Origin of the sequence: Rickettsia endosymbiont of Ceutorhynchus obstrictus (genome assembly GCF_964026565.1) — a bacterium.
Classification (GTDB): domain Bacteria; phylum Pseudomonadota; class Alphaproteobacteria; order Rickettsiales; family Rickettsiaceae; genus Rickettsia.
In genome coordinates this window covers 1,175,486-1,189,915 of sequence record NZ_OZ032162.1, presented here as the reverse complement: position 1 = coordinate 1,189,915, position 14,430 = coordinate 1,175,486, and the positions used below count along the sequence as shown (strand labels likewise).

Sequence of the window (14,430 nt, the reverse complement as noted above, 5' to 3'; positions counted from 1 at the left end):
ATATTATTAAGAAAAGTAATGGAATGGACCTCCCTATATACAGAATCAATAACAGTAGTTATAGTTCTAGAATAGGAAATTAATCCTAGACAACAATAAGGAGGTCCAAATGGAAGTTAACACAATTGGCATAGATATTGCAAAAAGAATTTTTCAAATACATGGAGTAGATAAAAACGGCAAGACAATATTAAAGAAAAAATTGATTAGGGATCAAGTATTAAGCTTTATAGCTAATTTACCAAAATGTTTAGTAGGAATGGAGGCATGCGGCGGAGCTAATTATTGGGGAAGAGAAATAACAAAATTAGGACATGAGGTTAAATTGATAGCACCACAATTTGTAAAACCATATGTTAAAACTAATAAGAACGACCAAGCTGATGCAGAAGCAATATGCGAAGCAGTAGCGAGACCAAATATGAGATTTGTACCAATCAAAAGTGTAGAGCAGCAGGATATTTTATCAATTCATAGAATAAGAGCAAGGCTAGTAAGAAATCGTACTGCACTAGCTAATGAGATTAGAGGATTATTGTATGAATTTGGCTTAATTATTCCACAAGGGATAAATAAAGTTATCAGTAAATTAACAGAGATTTTAGATAGTGAAACTTTAAGCCGTCTTAGTTATCAAACGTTTAGCGAGTTGAAAGAAGAATTTGTAGATAATGATAAAAAAATAATAGAGTTAGAAAAAAGATTAAAAATACTAGCAGGTGAGTTAGAAGAATATAAACGATTAACAGCTATACCCGGTATAGGTTTAATTACTGCTACAGCATTAATAGCTTCGATAGGTAATGCAAAAAATTTTAGTAATGGTAGACAATTATCAACTTGGCTTGGTTTAGTACCAAAACAATATTCGAGTGGAGGTAAAGAAAGGTTACTTAGTATAAGCAAGAGAGGTGATACTTATTTACGTACTTTATTAATTCAAGGAGCAAGAGCGGTATTAAATGCTAAGCTAAGGTTTACAACTGAAGCACAAAAAAATAAAAAAGATTTTAGTAAATTTACTAAATGGATGTTTAATTTATTAGAACGATGTGGGCATAATAAAACTACTGTTGCAATAGCGAATAAATTAGCACGAGTAGTATTTGCAGTATTACGCACCGGCAATGATTATAATGAAACTAAAGTTTGTAACTGATAAGTTAACAAAATTTAGTAAATAAAATATTAATAAGTATTACTCTAAAATAGAGACTAATATATTCCAACCTGAAATATGCGTGAGATAATAATATTGATGGTAAATAAGACAAACCTTAACCTACAAAAAAACTGATTACCGCACAGGCTCTAATGAAGCCGGAAAAGTGATAAGTAAAAGTTAGTAGGTAGCGAATTCCATCAGGGCTAATTGATAAATTTAAAGTGATAAATTTAAAGTAATTTATCAATTATAAGCCGAATACATGACTGCATTTGCTTGTTGACTATTAAATATTATTTTTTTCTTGCATTATTGGGGAGGTCCATACATGCGGTCATGAGAGATAAAAACTAAAGTACCTCTAAATAAAGTTTTTAAGTAATTCTCTAACCAGTAAATAGAAATTATATCAAGGTGATTGGTCGGTTCATCAAGTAATAATATATCAGGATTATTAAATAGCCCTTGAGCAAGTAATACTCGAAGCTTGTAGCCGCCCGATAATACCGAAAGCGGTTGATAGTGATATTCTTCTTTTATGCCGAGACCAACTAATAATTCTGCAGCAAAAATTTCTGCCGTATAGCCGTCATTATCATATATTATTTGCTCAAGTTCACCGAGTCTAAAGCCTGTTTTTTCATCACATTCCACTTTTTCAAGTAATTTATTTTTTTCTTGTAAGGCATTCCATAATTCTTCTTTGCCGGCAATTACGGTATCTATAATTAACGTATTTTCATAGCGAAATTGATCTTGTTTTAAACAGCCGACTTTGGAGTTTCTAGAAATACTAATTTCACCGAAAGCCGGTTCTTCTTCTTTTAGTAAAACCTTAAAAAAGGTAGTTTTTCCTGCACCGTTAGCTCCGACAAGCCCGTATCTATTGCCTTTTTTTATGTGAAGATTTACGTCGGTAAATAATATTTTCGCACCATAGCTCATAGCTAGGTTATTTATAATAATCATGGGTATTTTTAAATATTGAATTTAGCGGGAGTATATTATTGTCATACCATGGCTTGACCGACGTTGTTGCAAAGCTCGAATTTTCGATGTCATTCCCGCGAAAGCGGGAATCTAGAAGAATTATAGTCATCCTGAATTTATTTCAGGATCTATTACATGAGATGCTGAAACAAGTTCAGCATGACAGAGAAAAATCTAGATTCCCGCTTTCGCGGGAATGACATAGGCACTTTTTTAGAACCACGCAACAACGCCTCCAGTCGCTCGCAATGACGATTCCGGTAGCCATGCAACAAAGCTGGCTTGACCACGGGGTGACAGAAAAGACCTAAAAAAACTGGATGCCGTGGTCAAGTCCACTATTGTACGAACGTTGAAAAAAGGCTGTGTCATGCCGTGACTTGATCACGGCATCCAGGAAAATAAAGCCATATTAGACTTATTTTAGAATCTTTTTATGATATTATAAGCTGGATTCCGTGGTCGTAGCCACGGAATGACAGAATTTTTACCTCTTTATTTAAACGTTCGTACAGTAGTGGGTCAAGTCACGGCATGATAATAACGAAATTTTTGAAAAAGTACAAAAGTATAAAACGACAAAAATACAGCCTAATCCTTAATCTTATTACTGCCCATTATATTATAACCGCAATCGACATAATGTATTTCACCGGTAACGCCTGAAGATAGCTCGCTTAATAAATATACCGCCGCTCCTGCTACATCCTGCCCTGAAGTGTTCCGGCGTAACGGTGAATTTGCTTCATGAGAGGTAAGCATAGAATTAAAGTCGCTAATACCGCTAGCTGCAAGGGTTTTAATCGGTCCTGCCGAAATAGCGTTTACTCTGATGTTATTCCTACCCATGTCGCTTGCCAGATATTTAACGCTTGCTTCTAATGCAGCTTTAGCGACTCCCATAACATTATAATTAGGGATTACTTTTGCAGCACCGTAATAAGTTAACGTTATAATACTTCCCTTGTCAGTCATTAAAGGCTCTGCATGTTTTGCAAATGTTGTAAGGGAGTAACAGGATATATTCATTGAATTTAGGAAATTGGCTAAGCTCGTGTCGATATAACGCCCTTTTAACTCATTTCTATCGGCAAAGGCCATAGAATGAACGAGAAAGTCAAATGTTCCCCATTTTTCTTTAATAATTTCAAATAACTTATTAATTGAATTTTCATCCGTAACATTACACATTGTTACAAAATCGCAATCTACTTCTTCAGCTAAAGGCATTATGCGTTTTTCAAGGATTTCCGATTGATAAGTAAAACCAAGCCTTGCCCCATGTTTTTTGGCTAATTGAGCAATTGCCCAAGATAGGGACATGTTATTTGCAATGCCGGTAATTAACCCTTTTTTTCCTTCTAATAATCTCGCTAAGTTAGTTGACATTTATTACCTCTATTTAAATAATTAAAACCTTGCTGGAATGATAGCATGATGTATTATTTTGTAAATAATTATATATACCAAATTTCTAAGGTAGTTTAAAAGTTGCGGTTGATGTCATTCCCGCGCAGGCGGGAATCCAGGAAATATTTTTAAGTCATCCTGAATTTATTTCAGGATATACTAAAAAAGATGCGGCAAACAAGTTCAGCATGACAATAAAAAGTCTGGATTCCCGCCTGCGCGGGAATGACATACGGCACTTTTTTAGAGCCATGCAACAACGCCGATCAAGTCATGGGGTGACGGTTTTCAATTCTCGAAATTATGCAAATATACATTACTTCAAAATTAAATAATATGCTCAACTCTAGAATAACCTCTTTATTACTCGGCATGCTTAGCGGGCTTGTTTTTGCACCGACATTTTTTTTGCCGCTACTCTTTACTTTATCGTATCTATGCTATCAGGTTAAGAGCTGCAAAAATTGGCAGCAAGCGGCAATAGTTAGTTTTATATTCGGTTTCGGGCATTTTTTGGTCGGTATGTATTGGATTAGCCTTGGGATTAGTGTTTATATTGAAGAATTTTGGTGGGCTATTCCGTTTGCGTTAATAGGGTTACCGCTTATCTTAGCTTGTTTTATTTCGGCTAGCTGTATATGTAGTTTTTTTGTGAGAGATAATGAATATTATCAATTTATATTTTGTTTATATTGGATATTATTCGAGTGGGTTAGGTCATGGATATTTACCGGTCTTCCTTGGAATCTTATAGGCTATGCTTTTTCATTTTCGGATATATTAATTCAAGCCGTTAGTATAATAGGGATATACGGGCTTAGCTTTATCGTGATTTATATTTCCACTAGTTTTTATCCGTTATTCACTAAGCAGTACAAGCAATTAAAAATATTACTAATTAATTCGATTATTATAATAGCAATCATCACTATTTACGGCAAAGTTAGATTAGATAATAATCCTACTCATTTTTCCGATATCAAAGTACGCTTAATACAACCGAGTATTGCGCAAACCGCTAAATGGGATGCAGGCGAGTTTTGGCAGAATTTAATGCTACATATTAAATTATCCGAAGATTCTTCCGCCGACTTAATTATTTGGTCGGAAGCAGCATTAGTAGTTCCCTTTAATCAACCGGAAGTAAAGTCTGAATTATTGAAAATGTTAAGACCGTCTAAAGCAATTTTAATTACCGGCGGAGTAGATAGTAACGAGGAGCCGGGCGATGATTTTGAGCTTTATACTAGTATGTATGCAGTCGCAAAAAACGGTAGTAAATTATTTGAATATCATAAATCTCACTTAGTCCCGTTCGGGGAATATATGCCTTTAAAAAATATATTGCCCTTTAAAAAACTAACACACGGATTTGTTGATTATACCGAAGGAAAAAGAGAGCTTGTTTACCTTGAAAAGCTTAATCTTAAAATCAAACCGCTTATTTGTTATGAATCGATTTTTCCGGATTTTGTTCGTACTTCAAATAAAATTGCCGATTTGATAATTAATATTACTAACGATGCTTGGTACGGTGAATCGAGCGGCCCTTATCAGCATTTTCAAATTAGTCGCAGCAGAGCCGTGGAAAACGGTTTGCCTATGATTAGGGTAGCAAATAACGGTATTTCCTCTATAATTGACCCTTTAGGGCGCATAATAAAGAAATTAGACTTAAATAAAATCGGTTATATAGACGGATTAATTCCTCAGAAAATCAATTATCCTACTATATATTCACGATTTGGCAATAAATGCATTTTAATAGTTATTATTGCTATGTTATCAACTCATTATCTAATAAACAGAATAATACGTAGACAAAAATAAAAAATTTTTTAATAAGTTACTTGATTAAGAAAAAACTATCATTATAATACATCTAAAGTTGAATAAACATTTCAATAATTAAATTAATTATAAAGATGAACAAATCAAGAAAACATGTTGAGAAGATTGTTAGCGAGCGCCTAAAACAACGACGCATTGCTTTGGGAGTAAGCCAAAAAGATTTAGGTAAAGCTATTGATATAAGTACTCAGCAAATACAAAAATACGAAGAAGGATTAAGTAAAATACCGGTAAGTAGGCTATATGTTTTTGCAAAAATTTTAAATATTCCGTTAAAATATTTTATAGATAGTTCAGAAAAAACTGAAAAAGAAATAGAATATTTATTTAAAGAATCAAAAAACAAAGCAAATGAGGTTGCTGAAGAGGATGAAAAATATAAAGGACGTAATGACTCTTAAGGTTGTTTAATAATATTTTTTAATAAAACGGTAATTTTTTGTTGACTTAAAATTATATAATTTCTAATGTTTTTTTAAGAGCGTTGTTGTCTGGCTCGAATTTTTGTAAAGTGTTTCGGTGTCATGCCGTGGCTTGACCACGGCATCCAGTCTTTTTATTAAGGTTTTTCTGGATACCGTGGTCAAGCCACGGTATGACACCGTACTTATAATAACCATAATACGGTAAATTATTAGCCATGCAACAAAGCTGCGACTGGAAGGAGCGCGGCAATCTAGAAAATAATAATTTTCATAGCATTTTTTGCTATTTTTTCCTGGATTGCCGCTCTAGACTTCGTCCCGCCGCGCAATGACGTTTAACGTTCTACACAACAATACTCTTCGCGCCACTAGAGTAATACCACTTGCATTTGAGCAGATAGATATTTTTTAAATAATATTAAGCAAGCAATGAATATAAGCCCTGATTACTTAATTGAAAGAAGACAGAAGAAATCACAATTGTTAATTTGGAAATTAATTGCGATTTTATTGATCATAGTTTTAGTTGCTATTCTCGGTAAAAATTTTATATCGAAAGATAACTTGTCTATTAATCAGGAATATATAGCTTCAATACTAATAGACGGTATAATTCTTGAAGATGCAAAGCGTGATAAAAAACTCAAAAAAATAATTAATGATACGCAAATTAAAGCGTTGATAGTTAACGTTAATTCACCGGGTGGAACGGTAGTAGGGTCAGAGAAAATTTATAATATCTTACGTAAAATATCCGAGAAAAAACCGGTGGTGATAGTCATGGGAACGATGGCGGCAAGCGGCGGCTATTTAATATCTCTCGGCGGTGATTATATAGTGAGTCATAACGGCACGATTACCGGCTCAATCGGTGTGATACTACAAACTGCCGAAGTTACGGATTTGGCTGAAAAATTAGGAATTAAGTTTATTAGCTTTAAATCGGGTGAACTAAAAGCCGTTCCGAATCCCACCGAAAAAGTTACGGAAGCCGTGCGTATTGCTATAATGGAAAATATTTATGATACCTATGATTATTTCATTGAGCTTGTCGTATTACGTCGAAAAATTCCGCTTGTAGAGGTGAAAAAAATAGCAGACGGTAGAATATATTCAGGGCGCCAAGCTTTAAAGCTCAATTTAGTGGATAGTGTCGGCTCCGAAGATACGGCATTAAAATGGTTATATGATGTTAGAAAGATTAGTCCGGAGTTAGAGATAAAAGAGTTTAAACTAAAACCGAAACCTAAATTATTTGAAATGATTTTTGAGGATTTTGATAATATTGTCCCAAGTTTCTTTAAAAATAATTTTCACGGAGCAAAAGCAATTTTTAATGCAGGCAATTTTCAATAATGGCTACTAAATCTTCCTCTAAATCTCATTCTAAGGCACATCTTATTGATAAAATACATAATGAATTAAATTATCTTTCTAAAGAAGATATTGTAGATTCGGTAAAGCTAGTTTTAGATTATTTACAGCGATCGCTTAAAGAGGAAAAGCGAATTGAAATAAGAGGTTTCGGCAGTTTTTCTATCCGGCAACGTAAATTCCCACAAAGTGATAAGTTTTATAAAACTATTTATTATAGAATGCCTAAAAATTTATTTAAGAATGATTAGAGCGTGACGCCTCTATAATAAAGCGTTGTTGCATGGATAATTAAAGCACGCTCTGTCATTCCTGCTTTAGGTGCTCTAGTGTACGAACGTTTAAATAAAGAGGTAAAAATTCTGTCATTCCGTGGCTACGACCACGGAATCCAGCTTATAATATCATAAAAAGACTCTAAAATAAGTCTAATATGGCTTTATTTTCCTGGATGCCGTGATCAAGTCACGGCATGACACAGCCTTTTTTCAACGTTCGTACAGTAGTGCTTTAGGTGCGGAATCCAGACTTTTTATAGAATAGGTGATATGGTTGTAAATAGAATAGTAAAAAAAATAATAAGATGAAATTTTGTTGTCAAAATTTTCCTAGTAAAAAAGATGGTAGGTTTATATCCCTTTATGATACTAGGACCGAAGAAACAATTATTGAATATTACCCACCTCATCGGGAATATATGACCGTGCATGGAAAAGACATAGGTTGTTATATACAATATTGCCCATGGTGTGGTACTAAATTACCAAAAGAACTTTCAGATGAATGGTATGATATTTTAGAGAAAGAATATAATATTACTGATCCAATTGGAGAAGAGAGAAGTAAAGTACCAGCTGAATTTTGGACAGGCGAATGGTGGAAGAAGCGTGGGTTGTAAGGACTATAGCAGATATGAATTAAAGATTTTAAAAATAAATAAATCGGTAAGGAATCTCTAAGGTCGCTTGGAAGAGGCTAGCGTTAAAGCAGCTAAAACGACTCCTTGTCATGCTGAACAAGTTTGCCGCATCTAATATAAAAAGATCCTGAAATAAATTCAGGATGACTATTATTTTCTAGATTGCCGCGCTCCGCGCAAATGCGGTTTTGTTGCATGGCTCGAAATCCTTATAAAAAAACACCGTCATTGCGAAGCCACGAAGTGGCTGCGGCAATCCAGGCTATCCCGAATGTAATGAGGGATTTAATTAGAATACTAAACAAGTTTAGTATAAAAATATGTTTATACTTGATTGCCGCGTCGGCATAAATGCCTCCTCGCAATGACGTAGAGTTTTTGATCCACGCAACAACGCCGCCAGTCGCTCGCAATGACGATTCCGGTAGCCATGCAATAACGCTCCGCCTTTAGCTAGAATGACATCGAAAATTCGAGCCATGCAGCAAAGCCATTACCTTATGGGGAATGAATTATAACAGTTTAGCGGACAGTAAGAATTAAGAAAAAAAACCGATTAATAAAATTGGCTATCCCAATAATAAAGTTAACCGGGCGAAAGCTAGACTTTGTGCTGCGTTCTCTAGTCCGATATGTTTGTGAATTTGTCCGAAAATGTCGAATGGTGCATTCGATTGGATTTGAACCAACGACCTTTGCCTTCGGAGGGCAATGCTCTATCCAGCTGAGCTACGAATGCTTATATGTTAGGTAAGTACTAGCAGCATGTAAATTTAAGTTAAAGTATGGAATTAAAATAAATACTGTTTTAATAAATCAAAGCCATACGAATTAATCACTATGCTTTTTATATAATTTAAATCTATTTTTTCATTTTTTATCGGAATAGCTAATTCAAGATTTTTTAATTTATTCAGACTTAATTTCCTAGAGTAATTATATCGCCATTGATGATTTTTAAGTAATACGGCTATATATAATAATAAATATGGATTATATTCATCTTTTAATGTTAATACAGCATTATCTCCGCTTGTAATAAAATCATCAATTTGAAAAAATACCTCTCCTACGCTTCCATTCATTGCAATAGACAGGCATTTACTTTTAAAATTTGGCTCTTCATCTGTAAATTGAGACACACCATTATTTAATGAGGTTGTAGTTACATACGGGACATTACCTTGTAAATTTAAAATATTCTGAGGTAATGATGTTTTTTTCTCAACATAACATAACATATGAACCTTTATAAGTTGAATATTTTTATTTTCTTGGATTTTATCTTTTAATTTTACCTCGGGAACTAAATTTTTTAATGTATCTTTAATTTTAAACTTAAGCGGTTCATATTTTACAAATTTTAAATTTTGAATCCTCCGACCAATTAACATTCTTGAAAAGCTAAATTTCCATTTAATCATATTGATTTGAGATGCATAAAAATAAATTTCTTCCTCTTTCATAGGTATTTTTGGTACTAAAACAACTAAACCACTACCACCGTTACCTCTAGGTAAAAAAGGTGGTTTTTGAATTGTTGCTTCACAAAAAGATGATATACAAATACATGCTCTATCAAAAATTTTATCTTTTTCTAATGGTGTAACAAATCCAACAATCGAATTCTCATAATCGCCATTTGTAATAAATGGGATATTTCCTTCTTCGTAATGTTCAAATCCTTTGGATTTAGCATTCTCTATATGAAATAAATTGTCTATGTTGAGCATGTTACCTATTTATTTTTAATAATATAGCAAGCACAACTTTTGATTAAATCTTCAATTCCATTTTGGATTTCTTCTAAAGTTGGAATTTTACCATCAATATAGTTTTCTGGTACTAATTCTATATTTTTATCGTTTTTATCTAATAAACATATTTTTTTAACTTCTGGAATATCTTTAAAATTAAGATTTTGATTAATCATAAATGCTTTTAACTCATCTTTTAACTCTAATGTCATATCAGGAACTTTAGAGTTTTTAATTCTTTTCCCCTTTTTCATTTTGTAACCGTCATAAGTTATTCTAACAAAAAATACTTTTTGGCTATCAAAATTATGAGGAATACCTTTTTTTACAAAAACACCAATTGTTCCTACACTTGCCGATGGATTAAATAAATCTTGAGGAAAAGTTACAACTGATAAAAGAGTATTATTTTTTAATAATTCTTTTCTCCAATTCTTAAGAGAAGCTTCAATCATCACTGAAATTGGAATAATAACAAATAACATTCCTCCATCTTGCATTTGAGATAAAGCATAATCAATAAAATGACTTTCTTTTTCATCTCCCTTTTTTAATGCGAAAGGAGGATTCATTAAGACTTTTGTAATTAAAGGATTGTCATTTTGATTACCATTCCTTTTTTCATATTTACCACTTGTATATAGGCCTGTATTTATTTTTAATATATTCTTTTGAAAACAATTACCTTCACTGATATTGTTTCTGCCGTCACCTCTAAAAATCATATTAACAAGTGCAAGAGCTACAACCTCATCATCCTGTTCTATGCCAAATATATTATAATTCTTGAATGTATCTATTTGACTTACATTAGAATTACTTTTAACATAATCAAAAGCAGCTACCAGAAAACCACCGGTTCCACAAGCAGGGTCAAAAATATAATCACTATATTTAATATCTAAAACTTCCGTGGCAAATTGAGCAATATGTCTAGGAGTTAATACAATTCCTATTTCTTTAGCACCGTTTCCATATTTTAAAAACTTTTCATAAAATTTGCCTAAAATATCATTGCCGGATGCCATTGCATTTTTAATATCTAATGTTTGCAGCTCTTTTAACGCCTCAATGATAGCTCTTCTATACTTAATATGATTTTCTTTACTAGGTGGCACCTCTAACTTAATGAAATCAAAAAAATGTTGTTTATTAACTTCGTTTAACTTTTGTTCTATTAAATTATTTATATTTTTTACAAGTGTTGTTGTATTATCTGTCCTTAAATTAATTTCTTCATTTAAGGATAAAGATAAAATTAAACCGGCAATAAACCTAGCTCTTTTATTTTTATTAACTCCGGCATTATGCAATATTTTGTTTATATTTTCAGCTGAGCTTAAATATTTTTCTTCCGGAAAATCTGGAAATTCTAGCCAATTAGGGGTTTTATTTATTAATAGATAATTAACTTGCTCCTTTGATAATAAAGTGTTTTTATCTTTTCCATTAAATAAAACCGTATCCCATTTATTATTATGTAGATATTGATTTATTACCGTATATCCGTCAGTATCATTACCCGCAATACCGGTTGCAATAATACATCTGATTTTAGTACTTTTATTGATTTTTTGAGCATATTGATTTTTAGCCTCATCTAACGCCTTATCAATATCTTTTTTATCTCTTTTACTTTCGATAACCCATAAATCACACTCATTAAGCTTGATAATAGCTTCAGGCATGTCTCTTATTAAAACATTTTTAATCTCTAAATTAGAGAGTGATTCATTTTGTTTATATACTTCTCCATTCGGAACTCTAGCAGGATTTTTAACAATCCAACCTAGCTTTTCTAATTCATTTTTTATATAAGAATAAGCGTCCACTTCGCTATTTTTAGGGATGTTTGAATGCATAATATAAATATTACTCTCAAATTTAATTAGTTTTATTCTTTTTAGTGATAACCTTTAAATTTACTTATGCAGTATTATAACATAATTGCTTATATGCTGCCAAGAGATACTTATCTTAATTATTTATTCATGAAAATATAGGAGAAATTTTACTACAAAACTCCTTGTACAAACGTATTTTTAGTGTATAATGCTCATCTTTTTTAGAAATATATTTTTTTTCTTAAGGTTAAACTGCTAATTATGAAATATTTGATAGTTCAAAGTAACCTTAATGCTATTAATTATAACCAATCGGTAATAAAAGATTAAATAAATTTCATTTTTATGAAGAGGATAATCATTTATAAAATTACTCTAAATTAAGCTGCTGCTTCATTGCTTTTACGGTATTCTTTAGTAAAAAAGCAATAGTCATAGGACCGATTCCACCGGGGACGGGAGTGATATATTTTACTTTATTTACGACATGTTCAAAATCAACATCGCCGACAATCTTATTATTAGATAATCTAGTAATTCCTACATCAATTACCAATGCACTTGAATTAAAATATTTCGCCGTTAATTGCAAAGGTGAGCCTATAGCAGATATTACTATGTCGGCTTTAGAAGTTATAGAACTTAAATTTTGTGTTTTAGAGTGGCAAATAGTGAGGCTGCAATTTTCTTTTAACAGTAAAGCGGCGAGTGGCTTACCGACGATATTTGAGCGTCCTATAATCACCGCATTTTTGCCCGGTAAATGTTTCTCATATTTTTTAATTACTTCAAGGCAACCAAGAGCGGTGCAAGGAACGAATCCCTTATTTAATCCGCTATGTAAATAACCGACATTTAAAGGATGGAAGCCGTCCACATCTTTATGAGGCGCAACCGCCGATAAAATACTTTCTTTGTCTATATTAGTCGGCAGCGGTAATTGCACGATAATCCCCGAAATTTTAGGGTCATCGTTTAATTGATTAATTTGTTCTATTAGCTCACTTGTCGGTATTGTTTCCGGCAATTTTAATTGTAGGGTATCCACCCCTATTTTAGTCGAGCTTCTTACTTTGTTTTGTACGTATATATTACTTGCGGCGTTATCGCCTACCATTATAATAGCGAGCTTTGGAGAAATACCTAGATTGTTTTTAATTGCCTCAATTTCTAATTTTAATTCGGCTAATATTTTGTTGGCTAAATACTTCCCGTCAATTATGTTATTCACTATTTTCTTACTCATTTATAGGTTTTATTGCTTTATTAGAAATATAGCTATGTAAAATCAAGTTTTTGAGGTCATACCTAGCTAGAGCATTGTTACGTGGATAGGTAAAGCGTTCTCGATGTCATTCCCGCGCGGGCGGGAATCCAGAAAAATACTTTTTAAGTCATCCTGAATTTATTTCAGGATCTTTTTCAAGAGATGCTGAAACAAGTTCAGCATGACAAAGAAAAGCCCGGATTCCCGCCTACGCGGGAATGACATCGAAAATTCGAGCCATGCAACAACGCCCCGCCTGCGCGGGAATGACGTCGGTTTTTAGGTATTTCCCCTTCTACTTTTTTTACTCTTTCGCCGAAAATTTAGTAGTAGAATATTCAAAATGCAAAGCTTTTCCGTCAAATACTTTGCTATAAGCGTGGTGAAGACTGCTTGCAGCTTCGGCAAAACCGGTAAGAATTAATTTCAGCTTACCGAGGTAACTTGCTATATCGCCGATCGCATAAATGCCGGCAATATTAGTTTGGAAATAAGGAGGTTCTACTTCGATATGATGAAGCCTAACATTTAGCCCCCACTTAGCAATAGGTCCGAGTTCCTGTTTAAGCCCAAAAAACGGCAATAAAATATTAGCGGTTAATAAACGAGTATTACCATGCAAATCTTTTACGCAGACCTTTTCAAGTATGCCGTTATTTCCTTGTAAAGCATCTAGTTGATAGCCGATAACTAACTCAATTTTACCGCTATCTGCTATATTTTTTAGTTGTCGCAAACTTTCACTTGCTGCCCTGAATTTATCACGCCTATGTACTAAATATATTTTCCTAGCGATCTCGGAAAGCGAAATAGCCCAGTCAACGGCCGAATCGCCGCCACCGGCTATTACTATTTCTTTATCCTTAAAGCTATTGCGGTTATTTACAAAATAAAATACCGATTTATTTTCAAATTCTTCAATATTTGCTAAAGGTGGTTTATTCGCTCCGAAGGAACCGGCACCGGCGGCAATGATAATAATCTTACCTTTGATAGTAACATTTTTTGAAGTTTTAACCTCAAAAATTCCGTCTTGCTGTTTTAACTCTATAGCTTGCTGGTTAAGGTGATATGTAGGCTTAAAGGGTGCAGCTTGCAACTCTAGTTGTTTTATTAGTTCTTCCCCCATAATTTTAGGGTGAGCAGGTATATCATATATAGGTTTTTCAGGGTAAAGAGTAATACATTGCCCTCCTATTATTTCTTGAGAGTCGATAATATGACATTTCATACCTAATATGCCGGCTTGAAAAATAGTAAATAATCCAACCGGTCCCGTGCCGATTATTATAACATCCGTGCTGTGCATAGTTTTATAGATTTAAATTTGACAGGATTTTATTGTAGAATGAACAAATAATCAACCTTCTTAAAAAATAACTAAGCTTTAATTATAAATTTATTGAAGTTTGCAATATTATAATCGAT

The 14,430-nt window shown here is 33.1% G+C and carries 18 protein-coding genes and 1 tRNA gene; 8 read left to right on the top strand and 11 right to left on the bottom strand.

Annotation, left to right across the window (positions count from 1 at the left end; all coding sequences use genetic code 11):
• Positions 1–109: 109 nt before the first annotated feature.
• Positions 110–1,159 carry an IS110 family transposase gene (locus tag AAGD64_RS06705; protein WP_341792650.1) on the top strand — a complete coding sequence of 350 codons (1,050 nt, stop codon included), beginning with the start codon at positions 110–112 and terminating at the stop codon, positions 1,157–1,159.
• Positions 1,160–1,474: 315 nt separating this feature from the next.
• Here the strand turns inward: AAGD64_RS06705 and AAGD64_RS06700 are convergent, their stop codons facing one another.
• Entirely contained in the window at positions 1,475–2,134 is a 660-nt protein-coding gene (locus AAGD64_RS06700; protein ID WP_341792836.1) for an ATP-binding cassette domain-containing protein, read from the bottom strand.
• A gap of 38 nt (positions 2,135–2,172) precedes the next feature.
• Here AAGD64_RS06700 and AAGD64_RS06695 point away from each other — a divergent pair, with 38 nt between their 5' ends.
• Complete coding sequence (locus AAGD64_RS06695; RefSeq protein WP_341792835.1) at positions 2,173–2,355, top strand: hypothetical protein; 183 nt, start codon at positions 2,173–2,175, stop codon at positions 2,353–2,355.
• Between the two features lie 13 nt (positions 2,356–2,368).
• Here the strand turns inward: AAGD64_RS06695 and AAGD64_RS06690 are convergent, their stop codons facing one another.
• Both AAGD64_RS06690 and fabI read right to left on the bottom strand, forming a co-directional pair.
• Entirely contained in the window at positions 2,369–2,527 is a 159-nt protein-coding gene (locus AAGD64_RS06690) for a hypothetical protein (RefSeq protein ID WP_341792834.1), read from the bottom strand.
• A gap of 219 nt (positions 2,528–2,746) precedes the next feature.
• The gene (gene fabI, locus AAGD64_RS06685; protein ID WP_253307479.1) at positions 2,747–3,544 is read right to left on the bottom strand and encodes an enoyl-ACP reductase FabI; all 798 of its coding nucleotides are present in this window, start codon (positions 3,542–3,544) and stop codon (positions 2,747–2,749) included.
• A 357-nt stretch (positions 3,545–3,901) separates the two neighbouring features.
• Here fabI and lnt point away from each other — a divergent pair, with 357 nt between their 5' ends.
• A complete protein-coding gene (gene lnt / locus AAGD64_RS06680) occupies positions 3,902–5,395 on the top strand; it encodes an apolipoprotein N-acyltransferase (RefSeq protein WP_341792833.1) in 1,494 nt (497 codons plus the stop codon).
• 95 nt (positions 5,396–5,490) lie between these two features.
• Positions 5,491–5,817 (top strand): helix-turn-helix domain-containing protein, encoded by a 327-nt coding sequence (locus AAGD64_RS06675; RefSeq protein WP_253307481.1) that lies wholly within the window; start codon positions 5,491–5,493, stop codon positions 5,815–5,817.
• Positions 5,818–5,880: 63 nt separating this feature from the next.
• Here AAGD64_RS06675 and AAGD64_RS06670 read toward each other — a convergent pair whose 3' ends face one another.
• Positions 5,881–6,036 (bottom strand): palindromic element RPE4 domain-containing protein, encoded by a 156-nt coding sequence (locus AAGD64_RS06670; RefSeq protein ID WP_341792832.1) that lies wholly within the window; start codon positions 6,034–6,036, stop codon positions 5,881–5,883.
• Positions 6,037–6,270: 234 nt separating this feature from the next.
• Between AAGD64_RS06670 and sppA the strand changes: the two genes are divergently transcribed.
• From sppA to AAGD64_RS06655, 3 genes are all read left to right on the top strand, one after another.
• Complete coding sequence (gene sppA / locus AAGD64_RS06665; RefSeq protein ID WP_341792831.1) at positions 6,271–7,197, top strand: signal peptide peptidase SppA; 927 nt, start codon at positions 6,271–6,273, stop codon at positions 7,195–7,197.
• Positions 7,197–7,466, top strand: coding sequence for an HU family DNA-binding protein (locus AAGD64_RS06660; protein ID WP_253307483.1), 270 nt, complete (start codon positions 7,197–7,199; stop codon positions 7,464–7,466). Before sppA ends, AAGD64_RS06660 begins: the two co-directional genes overlap by 1 nt.
• 332 nt (positions 7,467–7,798) lie before the next feature.
• Positions 7,799–8,113, top strand: a complete 315-nt coding sequence (locus AAGD64_RS06655; RefSeq protein WP_341792830.1) for a DUF6980 family protein — start codon at positions 7,799–7,801, stop codon at positions 8,111–8,113.
• A 92-nt stretch (positions 8,114–8,205) separates the two neighbouring features.
• Here the strand turns inward: AAGD64_RS06655 and AAGD64_RS06650 are convergent, their stop codons facing one another.
• Entirely contained in the window at positions 8,206–8,331 is a 126-nt protein-coding gene (locus AAGD64_RS06650) for a hypothetical protein (protein ID WP_341792829.1), read from the bottom strand.
• On the opposite strand from AAGD64_RS06650, the gene AAGD64_RS06645 reads away from it, so the two are divergent.
• Positions 8,330–8,485 carry a hypothetical protein gene (locus tag AAGD64_RS06645; RefSeq protein WP_341792828.1) on the top strand — a complete coding sequence of 52 codons (156 nt, stop codon included), beginning with the start codon at positions 8,330–8,332 and terminating at the stop codon, positions 8,483–8,485. The two genes, AAGD64_RS06650 and AAGD64_RS06645, sit on opposite strands and share 2 nt — an antisense overlap.
• Here the strand turns inward: AAGD64_RS06645 and AAGD64_RS06640 are convergent.
• From AAGD64_RS06640 to AAGD64_RS06615, 6 genes are all read right to left on the bottom strand, one after another.
• On the bottom strand, positions 8,442–8,615 hold the full coding sequence (locus tag AAGD64_RS06640) for a hypothetical protein (RefSeq protein WP_341792827.1): 174 nt from the start codon (positions 8,613–8,615) through the stop codon (positions 8,442–8,444). The genes AAGD64_RS06645 and AAGD64_RS06640 overlap by 44 nt on opposite strands.
• A gap of 181 nt (positions 8,616–8,796) precedes the next feature.
• Positions 8,797–8,873 (bottom strand) — tRNA-Arg (locus AAGD64_RS06635).
• Positions 8,874–8,925: 52 nt separating this feature from the next.
• Positions 8,926–9,867, bottom strand: a complete 942-nt coding sequence (locus AAGD64_RS06630; RefSeq protein ID WP_341792826.1) for a restriction endonuclease subunit S — start codon at positions 9,865–9,867, stop codon at positions 8,926–8,928.
• Positions 9,868–9,872: 5 nt separating this feature from the next.
• Positions 9,873–11,753 carry a class I SAM-dependent DNA methyltransferase gene (locus AAGD64_RS06625; protein WP_341792825.1) on the bottom strand — a complete coding sequence of 627 codons (1,881 nt, stop codon included), beginning with the start codon at positions 11,751–11,753 and terminating at the stop codon, positions 9,873–9,875.
• A 352-nt stretch (positions 11,754–12,105) separates the two neighbouring features.
• Positions 12,106–12,966 (bottom strand): tetrahydrofolate dehydrogenase/cyclohydrolase catalytic domain-containing protein, encoded by an 861-nt coding sequence (locus tag AAGD64_RS06620; protein ID WP_341794176.1) that lies wholly within the window; start codon positions 12,964–12,966, stop codon positions 12,106–12,108.
• A 340-nt stretch (positions 12,967–13,306) separates the two neighbouring features.
• Positions 13,307–14,311: an NAD(P)/FAD-dependent oxidoreductase gene (locus AAGD64_RS06615; protein WP_341792824.1), complete on the bottom strand. Its 1,005-nt coding sequence runs from the start codon at positions 14,309–14,311 to the stop codon at positions 13,307–13,309.
• Between the last annotated feature and the right edge of the window lie 119 nt (positions 14,312–14,430).